The 15522-nt window shown below is 68.6% G+C and carries 13 protein-coding genes; 12 read left to right on the top strand and 1 reads right to left on the bottom strand.

From position 1 onward, the window contains the following. Positions 1 to 219 precede the first annotated feature (219 nt). The 11 genes from ACF1G2_RS14935 (at position 220) to ACF1G2_RS14885 (ending at position 12954) form a co-directional block, all read left to right on the top strand. Entirely contained in the window at positions 220 to 1863 is a 1644-nt protein-coding gene (locus ACF1G2_RS14935; protein ID WP_391798656.1) for an ABC transporter substrate-binding protein, read from the top strand. A gap of 90 nt (positions 1864 to 1953) precedes the next feature. Further along, positions 1954 to 2880: an ABC transporter permease gene (locus ACF1G2_RS14930; RefSeq protein WP_391798655.1), complete on the top strand. Its 927-nt coding sequence runs from the start codon at positions 1954 to 1956 to the stop codon at positions 2878 to 2880. After that, complete coding sequence (locus ACF1G2_RS14925; RefSeq protein ID WP_391798654.1) at positions 2873 to 3826, top strand: ABC transporter permease; 954 nt, start codon at positions 2873 to 2875, stop codon at positions 3824 to 3826. Before ACF1G2_RS14930 ends, ACF1G2_RS14925 begins: the two co-directional genes overlap by 8 nt. A 17-nt stretch (positions 3827 to 3843) precedes the next feature. Then, positions 3844 to 4902: an ABC transporter ATP-binding protein gene (locus tag ACF1G2_RS14920; RefSeq protein ID WP_391798653.1), complete on the top strand. Its 1059-nt coding sequence runs from the start codon at positions 3844 to 3846 to the stop codon at positions 4900 to 4902. Next, positions 4895 to 6043 carry an ABC transporter ATP-binding protein gene (locus ACF1G2_RS14915; protein WP_391798652.1) on the top strand — a complete coding sequence of 383 codons (1149 nt, stop codon included), beginning with the start codon at positions 4895 to 4897 and terminating at the stop codon, positions 6041 to 6043. The genes ACF1G2_RS14920 and ACF1G2_RS14915 overlap by 8 nt, the downstream gene beginning before the upstream one ends. A gap of 145 nt (positions 6044 to 6188) precedes the next feature. Continuing rightward, positions 6189 to 7814, top strand: coding sequence for an ABC transporter substrate-binding protein (locus tag ACF1G2_RS14910; RefSeq protein ID WP_391798651.1), 1626 nt, complete (start codon positions 6189 to 6191; stop codon positions 7812 to 7814). An 82-nt stretch (positions 7815 to 7896) separates the two neighbouring features. Then, entirely contained in the window at positions 7897 to 8820 is a 924-nt protein-coding gene (locus ACF1G2_RS14905) for an ABC transporter permease (protein WP_352191204.1), read from the top strand. Then, positions 8813 to 9808 carry an ABC transporter permease gene (locus ACF1G2_RS14900; protein WP_391798650.1) on the top strand — a complete coding sequence of 332 codons (996 nt, stop codon included), beginning with the start codon at positions 8813 to 8815 and terminating at the stop codon, positions 9806 to 9808. Before ACF1G2_RS14905 ends, ACF1G2_RS14900 begins: the two co-directional genes overlap by 8 nt. A 6-nt stretch (positions 9809 to 9814) precedes the next feature. Then, positions 9815 to 10789 (top strand): ABC transporter ATP-binding protein, encoded by a 975-nt coding sequence (locus ACF1G2_RS14895; RefSeq protein WP_352191202.1) that lies wholly within the window; start codon positions 9815 to 9817, stop codon positions 10787 to 10789. Beyond that, the gene (locus ACF1G2_RS14890; RefSeq protein WP_391798649.1) at positions 10782 to 11825 is read left to right on the top strand and encodes an ABC transporter ATP-binding protein; all 1044 of its coding nucleotides are present in this window, start codon (positions 10782 to 10784) and stop codon (positions 11823 to 11825) included. Before ACF1G2_RS14895 ends, ACF1G2_RS14890 begins: the two co-directional genes overlap by 8 nt. Positions 11826 to 12024: 199 nt before the next feature. After that, the gene (locus ACF1G2_RS14885) at positions 12025 to 12954 is read left to right on the top strand and encodes a hypothetical protein (protein WP_391798648.1); all 930 of its coding nucleotides are present in this window, start codon (positions 12025 to 12027) and stop codon (positions 12952 to 12954) included. 1 nt (position 12955) lies between these two features. Here the strand turns inward: ACF1G2_RS14885 and ACF1G2_RS14880 are convergent, their stop codons facing one another. Then, entirely contained in the window at positions 12956 to 15121 is a 2166-nt protein-coding gene (locus tag ACF1G2_RS14880; RefSeq protein WP_391798647.1) for a prolyl oligopeptidase family serine peptidase, read from the bottom strand. Between the two features lie 174 nt (positions 15122 to 15295). Between ACF1G2_RS14880 and ACF1G2_RS14875 the strand changes: the two genes are divergently transcribed. After that, on the top strand, positions 15296 to 15490 hold the full coding sequence (locus ACF1G2_RS14875) for a hypothetical protein (protein WP_137993529.1): 195 nt from the start codon (positions 15296 to 15298) through the stop codon (positions 15488 to 15490). Positions 15491 to 15522: the final 32 nt, after the last annotated feature.

Below are 15522 nucleotides of genomic sequence, written 5' to 3'. Positions count from 1 at the left end.
CCCTTGCTGATGTTGCCAAAACGAGACCACTTAAGTGTGGTTTACAGCCCGGACGTACTTAATAGTTGGCTCCATTGAGCTCGGGTCAATGGGTCACGCACTGTGGGGAGTGTCGACTCACGAGCACACTAGGGGCACTTGAGTCCAATGCCGTCAGGGGTGTCGGCGAACTCGAAGTGCCCCCCTTGTAGTGACAAGTGGACTCATGAGGAGGAACCCATGCGCGGTGCCAAGAGCGCCAAGTGGGTAGCGGGCGCGATCGTCGTGGCCCTGGCAGCAACCGCCTGTGGCGGCAGCAATGACAAGGGTGGGGAGGGTGAAGGCAAGGCGAAGGCCGGCGGCGCTGTGAGCGTCGGCATCTCCGAGCCGAAGCGCCTCGTCCCGCAGACGACGACCGAGTCCGAGGGCTCGCAGGTGCTGGACGCGCTGTTCCGTCCGCTCGTCAGCTATGACGACAAGAACCAGCCGGTCGAGGACGCTGCCGAGTCGATCACGACGACGGACAACCAGCTCTGGACCATCAAGATCAAGCCGGGACAGAAGTTCCACGACGGCACCCCGGTGACCGCCAAGAGCTACGTCCAGGGTTGGAACTGGGGTGCCTACGGCCCGAACGCGGCCGACGGCAACTACTTCTTCGCCACCATCGACGGCTACGACGCCCTCAACCCGGCGGACCCGGACGGCGAGGAGGGCCCGAAGAAGGCTCCCGAGCCCTCCGCCAAGGAGCTGTCGGGCCTGAAGGTCGTGGACGACACCACCTTCACCGTCAAGCTGGCGAAGCCCTTCGCCGACTACAAGACCGTCCTCGGTTACACGGTCTTCTACCCGCTGCCGGACGCCGCGATCGCCAACATCAAGGCGTACGAAGAGGCTCCGATCGGCCAGGGTGCCTTCAAGATCGAGGGCAAGTGGGACCACAACAAGGCGATCAAGGTCGTCAAGAACCCTGACTACACGGGCACCAACAAGCCCAACGTGGACTCGGTGACGTACAAGATCTACCAGAAGCAGGAGACGATGTATAAGGACGTCGTCGCCGGCGCCCTTGACGTCATCCCGCAGGTTCCGACCTCCGAGCTGGCCAACGCCACCAAGCAGTTCGGTGACCGCTTCAAGTCGTCCCCGGCCTCGACCTTCCAGTTCGTGTCGTTCCCGACCTACGACAAGAAGTACTCGAAGCCGGAGATCCGCAAGGCGATCTCCATGGCCATCGACCGCGAGGAGATCACCAAGGTGATCTTCAACGACTCGCAGTCCCCGGCTCGCTCCTTCGTCTCCCCGGTCGTCGGCGGCTACCGCGACAACACCTGCGGTGAGTCCTGCAAGTTCGACCCGGCCGCCGCCAAGGCTCTCCTCGCGAAGGCCGGCGGCATCGAGGGCAACAAGATCAACATCGGCTACAACGGCGATGGCGGTCACAAGGAGTGGGTGGACGCCACCTGCAACCAGGTCAAGAAGAACCTCGGCGTCGACTGCGTCGGCCAGGCCGTCCCGCAGTTCGCCGAGCTGCTGACCCAGGTCGAGCAGAAGAAGTTCTCCGGCATGTTCCGCATGGGCTGGATCATGGACTACCCGTCCATGGAGAACTACCTCGGCCCGCTGTTCACCACCGGTGGTTCCTCGAACTACTACGGCTACAGCAACAAGCAGTTCGACAAGCTCGTCGAGGAAGGCCGCGCCGCCAAGACGCCCGCCGAGGCCATCAAGCTCTGGCAGCAGGCCGAGGACGTCCTCGTCCAGGACATGCCGGTGATCCCGCTGCGCTTCGGCAAGAACGTGTTCGCGCACAGCAAGAAGGTCGCGAACGTCGAGATGGACCTCTTCAACCGGGTCGACGTCACCAAGATCTCGCAGGCCTAACAGCCTCAGGCATCTGACCCAAACGAATAGTCGAGAACGGCGGCGGGGGCCGGCAACACCGGCCCCCGCCGCTTCTCGCGAGGAGGATCCATGGGCCGGTTCGTCATTCGACGAATCCTTCAGATGGTGCCCGTCTTCATCGGCACCACCTTGATCGTCTACGTGCTCGTCACGCAGATGGGTGGCGACCCCATCCAGAACCTGTACGGCGAGAAGCCCGTACCCGACAACATCAGAGCGACGCTCACCGCTCAGTACCACCTCGACGAGCCGTGGTGGATGCAGTACTGGTACTACTTCAAGGGGCTGCTCCAGGGCGACTTCGGTGAGTCCATCGCGCAGGGCCGGCCCATCGCCGAGCTGCTTGCCGAGGCCTGGCCGGAGACGCTGAAGGTCGCCGGTGTGGCCTTCGCCTTCGAGCTCGTCGTCGGTGTCGTCGCCGGTGTGCTCGCGGGCATGCGCCGCGGCAGCTTCATCGACAACCTGGTGCTGGTCTCCACCCTGACCGTCATCGCCATCCCGATCTTCGTGCTCGGCAACGTCGGCCAGACCTTCCTGGGCGTGGAATGGGGCCTGTTCCCCGTCTCCGGAACGGACGACGGATTCAGCAGTTACCTGCTGCCGGGTCTGGTGCTCGGCTCGGTCTCGCTCGCGTACATCGCACGACTCGCACGCGCCTCGGTCGCGGAGAACCTCCGCGCCGACTACATCAGGACCGCGAAGGCCAAGGGCCTTCCGAAGAGCCGAGTGATCGGCATCCACGTGCTGCGCAACTCGCTGATCCCGGTGGTCACCTACCTGGGCGCCGACCTCGGCTCCCTCATGGGCGGTGCCATCGTCACCGAGGGCATCTTCAACATTCCCGGTGTGGGCTATCAGCTCTTCCAATCGCTCAACGTGGAGGACGGGCCGGCGGTCGTCGGATTCGTCAGCCTGCTGGTGCTCGTCTATCTGTTCACCGCGCTGATCGTCGACCTGCTGTACGCCGTGCTTGACCCGAGGATTCGCTATGAGTAACCCGCTCAAGACGCCCGAAGAGGCCTACACCGAGAGCGTCGCCGGCACTGTCGTGCCCGGTCCGGCCTCCGCCAAGCAGGACAAGGCGCGCAGTCTCGCCCAGGACGCGTTCCGGGACCTGATACGCCGGCCGATGTTCCTCGTCTCGGCGTTCCTCATCCTCGCCATCCTGACCATCGCCGCCTTCCCGGGCCTCTTCACCAGCGTCGAGCCGCTCGACTGCGACCTGAAGAACTCGATGGCCGGCCCCAGCGGCGATGCGTGGTTCGGCTACAACTTCCAGGGCTGCGACGTCTATTCGCAGACCATCTACGGCACCCGCAACTCGGTGATCGTGGGTGTGCTGACGACGATCTTCTCGCTGCTCATCGGCGGACTCGTCGGTGTCCTCGGCGGTTTCTTCGGCAAGTGGACGGACGCCCTCCTCTCGTTCGTCACCAACGTCTTCTTCGGACTGCCGCTGCTGCTCGCCGCGATCGTCATCCTGAACAACTTCCGTGACGAGAAGGGCATGCGCAACGCCGGTGTGATGGCCGTGGTCATCACGCTCTCCGTCGTCGGCTGGATGTCCATGGCGCGCGTCATGCGCGGCGCGGTCATGCAGGTGAAGCAGGCGGACTACGTCGCCGCGGCCCGTTCGCTGGGTGCCTCCACCTGGCGGCTGATGTTCCGTCACGTCATGCCGAACTCCGTCACCCCGGTGATCGTGGTCGCCACGATCTCCCTCGGTGTCGTCATCGGCGCGGAAGCGACGCTGAGCTTCCTCGGTATCGGCATCAGGCCCCCGGCCATCTCCTGGGGCGTGATGATCTCCGAGGCGCAGCAGCGCATCTCCCAGGGGCTGCACCCGCTGCTGTTCCCGTCCGGAATGCTCACCATCACGGTGCTCGCCTTCATCATGCTCGGCGACGCGGTCCGTGACGCCTTCGACCCGAAGCTGCGCTGAGAGTAAGGACGAACGCAGTGACCACCATCGACAAAACCGCGAGCGTCCCCGCGCCGCGCGACGGCGCGACCCACGACGGTCCGCTGCTCGACGTACGCGACCTCCACGTGGAGTTCCGCACCCGTGAGGGTGTCGCCAAGGCCGTGAACGGCGTCTCGTACTCCGTGAACGCCGGCGAGACCCTCGCCGTCCTCGGCGAGTCCGGTTCCGGCAAGTCCGTGACCGCGCAGGCCATCATGGGCATCCTCGACACCCCGCCGGGGTTCGTGACCAAGGGAGAGATCCTCTTCCGCGGCCAGGACATGCTCAAGATGTCCGAGGACGAGCACCGCAAGCTGCGCGGCAGCAAGATCGCGATGATCTTCCAGGACGCGCTGTCCTCGCTCAACCCCGTGCTCAGCGTCGGCTACCAGCTCGGCGAGATGTTCCGGGTGCACCAGGGCCTCTCCAAGAAGGAGGCCAAGGTCAAGGCGATCGAGCTCATGGACCGGGTGAAGATCCCGGCCGCCGCGGCGCGGGTCAACGACTACCCGCACCAGTTCTCCGGCGGTATGCGCCAGCGCATCATGATCGCGATGGCGCTCGCCCTCGAGCCCGACCTGATCATCGCGGACGAGCCCACCACGGCGCTCGACGTGACCGTCCAGGCCCAGGTCATGGACCTGCTCGCCGAGCTCCAGCGCGAGCTCAACATGGGTCTGATCCTGATCACCCACGACCTCGGCGTCGTCGCCGACGTCGCGGACAAGATCGCCGTGATGTACGCGGGCCGGATCGTCGAGCAGTCGCCGGTGCACGAGATCTACGCGCGCCCGGCCCACCCGTACACCAAGGGTCTGCTCGACTCGATCCCGCGCCTGGACCAGAAGGGCCAGGAGCTGTACGCGATCAAGGGTCTGCCGCCCAACCTGCTCAAGATCCCGTCGGGCTGCGCCTTCAACCCGCGCTGCCCCAAGGCGGACGACGTCTGCCGTACGGAGATCCCGGCGCTCGTGCCGGTCACCGAGCGGGACGGCACGGAGCTGCCGGGCCGCGGCAGCGCCTGCCACTTCTGGAAGGAGACGATCCATGGCTGAGCTCAGCAAGAAGGACGAGGCCGCGGACGCGACTCCGAACGTCACCGAGGTGCACACGGTCGACGCCGCGAGCGAGGCGGAGGCCGTAGCCGCCATCGAGGCGCCGGTCGAGCGCGGTGAGCCGATCCTGCAGGTGCGCAACCTGGTCAAGCACTTCCCGCTGACCCAGGGCATCCTGTTCAAGCGCCAGGTCGGCGCGGTCAAGGCCGTGGACGGGGTCTCCTTCGACCTCTACCAGGGCGAGACCCTCGGCATCGTCGGCGAGTCCGGCTGTGGCAAGTCCACCGTCGCCAAGCTCCTGATGAACCTGGAGCGGGCGACCGCGGGCGAGGTCTTCTACAAGGGCCAGGACATCACCCAGCTGTCCGGCCGCGCCCTTAAGGCCGTCCGCCGGAACATCCAGATGGTGTTCCAGGACCCGTACACCTCGCTGAACCCGCGGATGACGGTCGGCGACATCATCGGTGAGCCCTTCGACATCCACCCCGAGGTGGCCCCGAAGGGTGACCGGCGCCGCAAGGTGCAGGAGCTGCTCGATGTGGTCGGTCTGAACCCCGAGTACATCAACCGCTACCCGCACCAGTTCTCCGGCGGTCAGCGCCAGCGCATCGGCATCGCCCGCGGCCTCGCGCTCAACCCGGAGATCATCATCTGCGACGAGCCGGTCTCGGCGCTGGACGTCTCCGTCCAGGCGCAGGTCATCAACCTGATGGAGAAGCTGCAGGACGAGTTCAACCTCTCCTACGTCTTCATCGCGCACGACCTGTCGATCGTCCGGCACATCTCGGACCGGGTCGGCGTCATGTACCTCGGCAAGATGGCCGAGATCGGTACGGACACGCAGATCTACGACCACCCGACGCACCCCTACACCCAGGCGCTGCTGTCGGCGGTCCCGGTTCCGGACCCGGAGGCCCGCGAGGGCCGCGAGCGGATCATCCTCACGGGTGACGTCCCCTCGCCGGCCAACCCGCCGTCGGGCTGCCGCTTCCGCACCCGGTGCTGGAAGGCGCAGGAGAAGTGCTCCACGGAGGTCCCGCTGCTGGCGATCCCCGAGCGCTTCCAGGGCGAGGACACCCCGGCCGCGCACGAGTCGGCGTGTCACTTCGCCGAGGAGAAGGACGTCGTCCACGCCGGATGACCGAGTTCGACGCGTGAGGCGCCCGGCCGATTCGGCCGGGCGCCTCACGCGTTTCTTCTTACGGGTGTCGTAAAGGTGCATACCGCCCCCAGTGGGGTGATATTGGGGCTCTTGGTAGTGACCAGAGATCCTCGGGAGGCACCTGATGCGTGGAGCCACGCACGCCAAGTGGACCGCACTGGCCGCCGCCGTCGCCCTCACGGTGACGGCCTGCGGCGGCGGAGGCGACGGCGGAGGCGGTGGCGCCGACGGCATCGTGAGCTCGTCCTGGGGGGACCCGCAGAACCCGCTGGAGCCCGCCAACACCAACGAGGTCCAGGGCGGCAAGGTCCTGTCCATGATCTTCCGCGGGCTCAAGCAGTACGACCCGAAGACCGGCGAGGCCAAGAACATGCTCGCCGAGAACATCGAGACGACCGACTCGACGAACTTCACCATCACCCTCAAGGACGGCTGGACCTTCTCCAACGGGGAGCAGGTCACCGCGCAGTCCTTCGTGGACGCGTGGAACTACGGCGCCTCCCTGAAGAACAACCAGAAGAACGCGTTCTTCTTCGGCCAGATCGAGGGCTACGACAAGGTCCACCCCGAGTCGGGCGAGCCGACCGCCGAGACCATGTCCGGCCTCAAGGTGGTCGACCCCAAGACGTTCACCGTCAAGCTCACCCAGAAGTTCTCCACCTGGCCGGACACCCTCGGCTACGCCGCCTTCGCCCCGCTGCCGCAGTCCTTCTTCACCGACCACGCGGCCTGGCTCGACAAGCCCGTCGGCAACGGCCCGTACACGGTCTCCTCGTACACCAAGGGCTCGCAGATGGAGCTCCAGCGGTGGGACGACTACCCCGGCCAGGACAAGGCGCAGAACGGCGGCGTGACCCTCAAGGTCTACACCGACAACAACACCGCCTACACGGACCTGACGGCCGGCAACCTCGACCTCGTCGACGACGTGCCCGCCTCCCAGCTCAAGAACGTCCAGGCGGACCTCGGCGACCGGTACATCAACGTGCCGGCCGGCATCATCCAGACCCTCGGCTTCCCGTTCTACGACCCGGCGTGGAACAAGCCGGGGCAGGAGAAGCTCCGACAGGGGCTCTCCATGGCGATCAACCGCGAGCAGATCACCGACCAGATCTTCCAGAAGACCCGCACCCCGGCCGTCGACTGGACCTCCCCGGTCCTCGGCGAGGACGGCGGCTTCAAGGACATCTGCGGCGACTTCTGCCAGTACAACGCCGAAGAGGCGAAGAAGCTGGTCGCCGAGGGCGGCGGCATCCCCGGCGGCACCATGACCATCACGTACAACGCCGACACCGGCTCCCACAAGGAGTGGGTGGACGCCGTCTGCAACTCCATCAACAACGCCCTCGGCAACAACCGGGCCTGCGTCGGCAACCCCGTCGGCACCTTCGCCGACTTCCGCAGCCAGGTCAGCACACAGAAGATGAAGGGCCCGTTCCGCGCCGGCTGGCAGATGGACTACCCGCTCATCCAGAACTTCCTGCAGCCGCTGTACTACACCAACGCCTCGTCCAACGACGGGAAGTACACCGACCCGGAGTTCGACAAGCTCGTCGACCAGGCCAACGCCGAGTCCGACATCACCAAGGCCGTCGAGACCTTCCAGAGCGCCGAGGAGGTCCTGCGCGACGACATGGGCGCGATCCCGCTCTGGTACCAGAACGGCAGCGCGGGCTACTCCGAGCGGGTCTCCAACGTGCTGCTGAACCCCTTCAGCGTCCCCGTCTACGACCAGATCAAGGTCAACTGACGCAGCTCGTCGGCGTACGGCCCGGCCCCGCGTCCCTCCGCGCGCCGGGCCGTACGACGTCCTCACACCCCCGGAGCCCCTCATGGGTCGTTATGTGATCCGGCGTCTGCTGCAGATGATCCCGGTCTTCATCGGCGCCACCCTGCTGATCTTCCTGATGGTGAACGTGATGGGCGACCCCATCGCCGGCCTCTGCGGCGACCGCGCCTGCGACCCGGCGACCGCCGCCCAGCTGGAGAAGGAGTTCGGCCTCGACAAGCCGGTGTGGCAGCAATACCTGACGTACATGGGCAACCTCTTCACCGGCGACTTCGGTACGGCCTTCAACGGCCAGCCGGTGACCGAGCTGATGGCCAGCGCCTTCCCCGTCACCATCCGGCTCACCATCGTCGCGATCCTCTTCGAGATCGTCATCGGCATCAGCCTCGGCGTCCTGACGGGCCTGAAGCGAGGCCGCCCGGTCGACACCACGGTGCTGCTGCTCACCCTCGTCGTGATCTCGATCCCGACCTTCGTCACCGGCCTGCTGCTCCAGCTGCTGCTCGGCGTGGAGTGGGGCTGGATCAAGCCGGCCGTCTCGCCCGAGGCCCCCTTCAACGAGCTGATCGTCCCCGGCCTCGTCCTCGCCTCCGTCTCCCTCGCCTACGTCACCCGGCTCACCCGGACCTCGATCGCCGAGAACAAGCGCGCCGACTACGTCCGCACCGCCGTCGCCAAGGGCCTCCCGCGCCGCCGGGTCATCTCCCGGCACCTGCTGCGCAACTCGCTCATCCCGGTGGTCACCTTCATCGGCGCCGACATCGGCGCGCTGATGGGCGGCGCCATCGTCACCGAGCGGATCTTCAACATCCACGGCGTCGGCTACCAGCTCTACCAGGGCATCGTCCGCCAGAGCACCCAGACCGTCGTCGGCTTCGTGACCGTCCTCGTCCTCGTCTTCCTGGTGGCCAACCTGATCGTCGACCTCCTGTACGCCGTCCTTGACCCGAGGATCCGCTATGCCTGAGCCTCTTACGCCGCATGAGCCGTTCGACGACGGGCGCGCCATCGACCACACGGGGGCGGGCGGCGCGACGGACCTCGCCATGGAGGAGGGCGAGTCGCTGGAGAAGACCCCCGGCGGCCCCCTCGGCACCGGCCCCGCGGGCAAGCCCCGCTCCCTGTGGTCCGACGCCTGGCACGACCTGCGCCGCAACCCGGTCTTCATCGTCTCGGGCCTGATCATCATCTTCCTGGTGATCATCTCCATCTGGCCGTCCCTGATCGCCAGCGGCGACCCCCTCCAGTGCGACCTCTCCAAGGCCCAGGAGGGCTCCCAGCCCGGCCACCCCTTCGGCTTCAACGGCCAGGGCTGCGACGTCTACACCCGTACGGTCTACGGCGCCCGGACCTCCGTCAGCGTCGGCGTCCTCGCCACCCTCGGCGTCGCGGTCCTCGGCTCGCTCCTCGGCGGCATCGCCGGCTTCTTCGGCGGCGGCTCGGACGCCTTCCTCTCCCGGATCACCGACGTCTTCTTCGCCATCCCGGTCGTCCTCGGCGGACTCGTCCTGCTGTCGGTCGTCACCAGCAACACCATCTGGCCCGTCATCGGCTTCATGGTGCTCCTCGGCTGGCCGCAGATCTCCCGCATCGCCCGCGGCTCGGTCATCACCGCCAAGCAGAACGACTACGTGCAGGCGGCCCGCGCGCTCGGCGCCTCCAACTCCCGCATTCTGCTGCGCCACATCACCCCGAACGCCGTCGCGCCGGTCATCGTCGTGGCGACCATCGCCCTCGGTACGTACATCTCGCTCGAAGCGACCCTGTCCTACCTGGGCGTCGGCCTGAAGCCGCCGACCGTCTCCTGGGGCATCGACATCTCCTCGGCCTCGCAGTACATCCGCAACGCCCCGCACATGCTGCTCTGGCCGGCGGGCGCGCTCGCCATCACCGTGCTCGCGTTCATCATGCTCGGCGACGCGGTGCGCGACGCCCTCGACCCGAAGCTGAGGTAGCCGCCCATGCTGCTCGAAGTGAGCGATCTGCACGTGGAGTTCCACACCCGGGACGGAGTGGCGAAGGCGGTCAACGGGGTCAGCTACTCGGTCGACGCGGGCGAGACGCTGGCCGTGCTCGGCGAGTCCGGCTCCGGCAAGTCCGTGACCGCGCAGGCCGTCATGGGCATCCTCGACATCCCGCCGGGGAAGATCACCGGCGGCGAGATCCTCTTCCAGGGCCAGGACCTGCTGAAGCTCAAGGAGGAGGAGCGGCGCAAGGTCCGCGGCGCGAAGATGGCGATGATCTTCCAGGACGCGCTGTCCTCCCTCAACCCCGTCATCAGCGTCGGCGACCAGCTCGGCGAGATGTTCCAGGTCCACCAGGGGATGTCCCGCAAGGACTCCCGGGCCAAGGCGGTCGAGCTGATGGACCGGGTCCGCATCCCGGCGGCCAAGGAACGGGTGGGGCAGTACCCGCACCAGTTCTCGGGAGGCATGCGCCAGCGCATCATGATCGCGATGGCGCTCTCCCTCGAACCCGACCTGATCATCGCCGACGAGCCCACCACCGCCCTCGACGTCACCGTCCAGGCCCAGGTCATGGACCTGCTCGCCGAGCTCCAGCGCGAGCTCAACATGGGACTCATCCTGATCACCCACGACCTCGGCGTCGTCGCCGACGTCGCCGACCGGATCGCCGTCATGTACGCGGGCCGGATCGTCGAGACCGCCCCCGTCCACGAGATCTACAAGGCGCCCGCCCACCCCTACACCCGGGGCCTGCTCGACTCGATCCCGCGCCTGGACCAGAAGGGCCAGGAGCTGTACGCGATCAAGGGCCTGCCGCCGAACCTGCTCGCCATCCCGCCCGGCTGCGCCTTCAACCCGCGCTGCCCGCTGGCCAGGGACGTGTGCCGTACGGACGAGCCGCCGTTGTACGAAGTGTCGGAGGAACGCCGCAGCGCGTGCCACTTCTGGCAGGAGGCCCTCCGTGGCTGAGTCGATCCTCGAAGTCCGGGACCTGCACAAGCACTACCCGCTGACCCAGGGCGTCCTCTTCAAGAAGCAGGTCGGTGCGGTCAAGGCCGTCGACGGCGTCGACTTCGACCTCAGGGCGGGGGAGACCCTCGGCATCGTCGGCGAGTCCGGCTGCGGCAAGTCGACCGTGGCCAAGATGCTCGTCAACCTGGAGCGCCCGACCTCGGGGTCGATCCGCTACAAGGGCGACGACATCACCAAGCTCTCCGCCAAGGCCCTGCGCGCCGTCCGCCGCAACATCCAGATGGTCTTCCAGGACCCGTACACCTCGCTCAACCCGCGCATGACGGTCGGCGACATCATCGGAGAGCCGTACGAGATCCACCCCGAGGTCGCCCCGAAGGGGGACCGGCGGCGCAAGGTCCAGGACCTGCTGGACGTGGTCGGGCTCAACCCGGAGTACATCAACCGCTATCCGCACCAGTTCTCCGGCGGCCAGCGCCAGCGCATCGGCATCGCCCGCGGGCTCGCGCTCCAGCCGGAGATCATCGTCGCGGACGAGCCTGTCTCGGCTCTCGACGTCTCCGTGCAGGCGCAGGTGGTGAACCTCCTGGCGAAGCTCCAGGACGAGTTCTCGCTGAGCTACGTCTTCATCGCGCACGACCTGTCGATCGTCCGTCACATCTCGGACCGGGTCGGCGTCATGTACCTCGGCCGGATCGTCGAGATCGGCTCGGACGCGCAGATCTACGACCACCCCACGCACCCGTACACCCAGGCGCTGCTCTCCGCGGTCCCGGTGCCCGACCCCGACGCCCGGGAGCACCGCGAGCGCATCATCCTCACCGGGGACGTGCCCTCGCCGGCCAACATCCCCTCGGGCTGCCGGTTCCGCACCCGGTGCTGGAAGGCGCAGCAGCGCTGCGAGCTGGAGGTCCCGGAACTGGCGGTCCCGGCGGTCTTCCGGCTGGCGGACACCCCGGCGAAGCACGACTCCGCGTGCCACTTCGCGGAGGAGAAGCACGTGGTCCCCTCGGAGGACGACGAGACGCCGTAGCGAGGGTTAACGCCGGGGCAACGCGGGCGACTTGGATCCGATATACGAACGCGGGATGCTCACGAGCGTACGGCCGTGCGGGTGCCGTAGGCCGACCGGGATCACCAGACGCCCGGTCGGCCACCCAGTGTTCGTGTCTTGCCCGGTGAATATGCGGAACCGCTTGTTTCGGCGCGTGGTAGCGGTGAGTATCGGCGTCGTGACAGTGACACGACCGGCACGTCTCACCGGCGCCGCGCTGTGCGGTGCGCTCGCACTCGTCATCGTCGTCTGGGTCCTGCGGGACCTCGCGGCCTTCGGCTCTCCCGCCCGGCTGGCCTGGTACTGGGCAGGGGAGGAGGCGTTCCCGTTACGCCGGCGGGCCGCCACCTCGCTGGTCGACCCGCTGCTGCTCGCCGCGTACGCCGCCACCGCCGTCGCCTCCCTGCGCTCCTCCCTCGCCGCGCCCGCCCTCGCCGTCACCGGGGCCGTCACCCTCACGCTGCGGCTCCCCGGCCTCTGGGCCACCGGTGTCGACGCCCTCGTCACGACCCTGGTCACGCTCGCCCTCGCCACCGGACTCGTCGTCACCGCCGTCGCCGGCCGCCGCCCCGCCGAGACCCGCCGCGAGCTGCCGGGCCGGCCCCGCACCCGGCCCGCCGTCGCCGCCGGGGTCCTCTGCACCGTCGCCGGGCTCGCCTGGGCAGCCTGGGAGGTGCACCGGGCGGCCGCGCTCCCGGTCGAGGCGACCGTCGACCGGTTCACCGGCGGCCGCTCGCTCCTGCTGCCCGCCCTCGCGGTCCCCCCGGCCTGGCTGAACCTGACCCTCTCAGTCCTGTTCCTGACGGCCGCCGCCACGGCCTTCGCCCGCTCCTCGCACGCCCGCCCCCTCGGCCTGCTCGCCGGGCTGCTCATGACGGGCTGCGGGCTCTCCGCCGTCGCCCTCGCGTCACGGACCGACCGGGCCGAGCGGCTCGCCGCGCTCGACGACGAGGGCCGGCTCACCCTCGCCACCTCGGGCTACGGGCTCCTCGCCGGCGCCGCCGTCCTCGTCCTGCTCTCCCTGCGCGGCGCACCCCGCTCCGCACACGGCCGCCCGGTGGCCGCGCTGCCGCCCGCCCCGCCGCACCCCCGCCCTCCCGGCTGGTGAGCTACGGGTTCAGGCCGAGCGTCCGCTTCAGGAACTCCACTTGGAGGAGCAGCATGTTCTCCGCCACCTGCTCCTGCGGCGTCATATGGGTCACGCCCGTCAGCGGCAGCACCTCATGGGGACGGCCCGCCGCCAGCAGTGCCGAGGAGAGCCGGAGCGTATGGGCCACCACGACGTTGTCGTCCGCGAGACCATGGATGATCATCATCGGCCGGACCGGCTCCTCCGGCGCCGACAGCCCGTCGTCGGTCACCAGCGAGTTCGCCGCGTACACCTCCGGAGCCTCCTGCGGCGTCCCGAGATAGCGCTCGGTGTAGTGGGTGTCGTACAGCCGGAAGTCCGTCACCGGCGCCCCCGCGATCGCCGCGTGGAAGACGTCCGGCCGCCGCAGCACCCCGAGCGCGGCGAGGTAGCCGCCGTACGACCAGCCACGGATCGCCACCCGCCCCAGGTCGAGCGGGAAGTCCTTCGCGAGCCCGTGCAGCGCCTCGACCTGGTCGTCCAGGGTCGGCGTCAGATCGTTCTTGATCGACTTCTCCCAGCCGGGCGACCGGCCCGGCGCACCCCGCCCGTCCGCCACGATCACGGCGAACCCCTGGTCGGCGAACCACTGTGACGTCAGATGCGGATTGTGGGCGGCCACCACCCGCTGACCGTGCGGACCGCCGTACGGATCCATCAGTACGGGAAGCGGCCCGTCCCCTTCCGTGTAGCCGGAGGGGAGCAGGACGGCGCACGGAATCCGTCGTGCGCCCCCCTCCACGAGCCGCACGCCCGCGGAGAGCGCCGGCGTCTCCGCGTACGAGGCGATCACGGCGACCTGGGCGCCGTCCCGCAGCACCCGCGCCACACTCCCCGGCGCGTCCGGCCGCGCGGAGACCAGCACCGTCACCGTGCCGCAGCGCACCGCCGAGTGCACCCCGACACCCTCCGAGACCCGCTCCACGCCCCGCTCGTTCACCCGGTACACATGGATCTCCCCGGTCTCCGGCTCCGCCCGCTCCTCACCGGCCGACGCCGAGACCAGGACGTCGTCATCGCCGACGTCCAGGACCGCGCGCAGGTGGAGCGCCCCACCGGTGAGCGCCCGGTCCCCGACCGCCAGGACCCGCGCCCCGCCCTCGTCGGCGATCCGCACGAGCCGCCCGTCCGGAGCCCACGCCGGCGCCCCCGGCAGCAGCTCGAGCCACACCGGGTCCTCGTCCGCGTGCACGGTCCGTGTCGCCCCGCTCGCCACGTCCACCGCCAGGTGCAGCTGCGTGCGCTGGTCGCGCGCCTGGACGAGCAGCAGCGGAGCCCCGTCCGCCGACCAGTGCACCCGGGCCAGATACGGGTACCGCTCGCGGTCCCACACGACCTCCGTGCGCTCTCCCGCCAGGTCCACCACATAGAGCCGGACCTCCGCGTTCTCCGTCCCCGCCGCCGGATACGGCACCACCTGCGGCTCCCGGTCCGGGTGTGCGGGATCGGCGATCCACCACCGCCGCACCGACCGGTCGTGCGCGCGGGCCACCAGGAGCCGGTCCGAGTGGGGCGACCACCAGAAGCCGCGGTACCGGCCCATCTCCTCGGCGGCGATGAACTCCGCCAGCCCGTACGTCGTGTGCGCGTCCTCCGGCTCCACTAGCGCCCGGTCGCCCACCCCGTCCGCGCCCGTCACCCGCAGCGCGCCGCCGGTCACGTAGGCGATGTGCCGCCCGTCCGGCGAGGGGCGCGGGTCGACCACCGGCCCCGGCACCGCGAGTTCCCCGGCCGTCCCCGCCCTCAGCTCCGCCGCGAACAGCCGCCCGGAGAGCGCGAACGCCGCCAACTCCACGGCCGCGTCCACCGCGTACGCCACGATCCCGCCCGAGCCCTCACGACTCCGCTCCCGCCGCGCCCGCTCCTCCGCCGACAACTCCTCGGCCGCGCCCGCGAGCAGGGCCTCCGGGTCCGCCGCGAGCCGCTCGCGCGGAGCGTCCCCCGCCGTGCCGCCGGCCCCGCTCGCGAGATCGAGCACCCACAGCGCGTGGGTGCGTTCCGTGCCGGACGACGAGCGGACGAACACGACCCTCTCACCGTCGGGGGAGACCGTGAAGGCGCGAGGAACTCCCAGGGTGAAGCGCTGGGTCCGGGCGTACTGGCGGGGGAACGACAGGGGGGACGACGGCAGTTGCGTGGAGGTCATGCGACCGAAACTAGCGCTGTGCGCCCCCTCTGTGCCTCCGTACACCATCAATACGGAGCCACACATAGTTATGATCCGTAGCGCTAGGTGGGTAGGGGTCTCCTGACATCTGGCACATGCTCGCCGAACTGACCGTCCGAATATCCGACCGAAGAAGTGTGGAGGTGAACCGCCGTGGCACTCTCGATTTCGGCGGTGGTGCTGCTGGCGATCGTCGTCTTCCTGCTGATCCGGAAATCCGGGCTGAAGGCTGGACATGCGGCGGTCTGCGCGCTCCTGGGGTTCTACCTGGCGAGTTCGTCCATCGCCCCGTCCATCAGCACGCTCACCACCAACGTGGCGGGCATGATCGGCGGCCTCAAGTTCTGAGCCGCGTGCTCGGGGGTGCCCGGCGGTCCCCG

The sequence above is a fragment of the Streptomyces sp. NPDC013457 genome, from assembly GCF_043089925.1.
GTDB lineage: Bacteria > Actinomycetota > Actinomycetes > Streptomycetales > Streptomycetaceae > Streptomyces.
The sequence above is the reverse complement of the archived record's forward strand: the minus strand, read 5'-3'. Positions and strand labels throughout refer to the sequence as shown.

Excerpts from the sequence above, each read along its gene's own strand:
- ACF1G2_RS14915 (WP_391798652.1), top strand. The coding sequence starts at position 4,895 with ATGGCTGAGCTCAGCAAGAAGGACGAGGCCGCGGACGCGACTCCGAAC.
- ACF1G2_RS14895 (WP_352191202.1), top strand. The coding sequence starts at position 9,815 with ATGCTGCTCGAAGTGAGCGATCTGCACGTGGAGTTCCACACCCGGGAC.
- ACF1G2_RS14905 (WP_352191204.1), top strand. The coding sequence starts at position 7,897 with ATGGGTCGTTATGTGATCCGGCGTCTGCTGCAGATGATCCCGGTCTTC.
- ACF1G2_RS14900 (WP_391798650.1), top strand. The coding sequence starts at position 8,813 with ATGCCTGAGCCTCTTACGCCGCATGAGCCGTTCGACGACGGGCGCGCC.
- ACF1G2_RS14935 (WP_391798656.1), top strand. The coding sequence starts at position 220 with ATGCGCGGTGCCAAGAGCGCCAAGTGGGTAGCGGGCGCGATCGTCGTG.
- ACF1G2_RS14910 (WP_391798651.1), top strand. The coding sequence starts at position 6,189 with ATGCGTGGAGCCACGCACGCCAAGTGGACCGCACTGGCCGCCGCCGTC.
- ACF1G2_RS14930 (WP_391798655.1), top strand. The coding sequence starts at position 1,954 with ATGGGCCGGTTCGTCATTCGACGAATCCTTCAGATGGTGCCCGTCTTC.
- ACF1G2_RS14925 (WP_391798654.1), top strand. The coding sequence starts at position 2,873 with ATGAGTAACCCGCTCAAGACGCCCGAAGAGGCCTACACCGAGAGCGTC.
- ACF1G2_RS14880 (WP_391798647.1), bottom strand. The coding sequence starts at position 15,121 with ATGACCTCCACGCAACTGCCGTCGTCCCCCCTGTCGTTCCCCCGCCAG.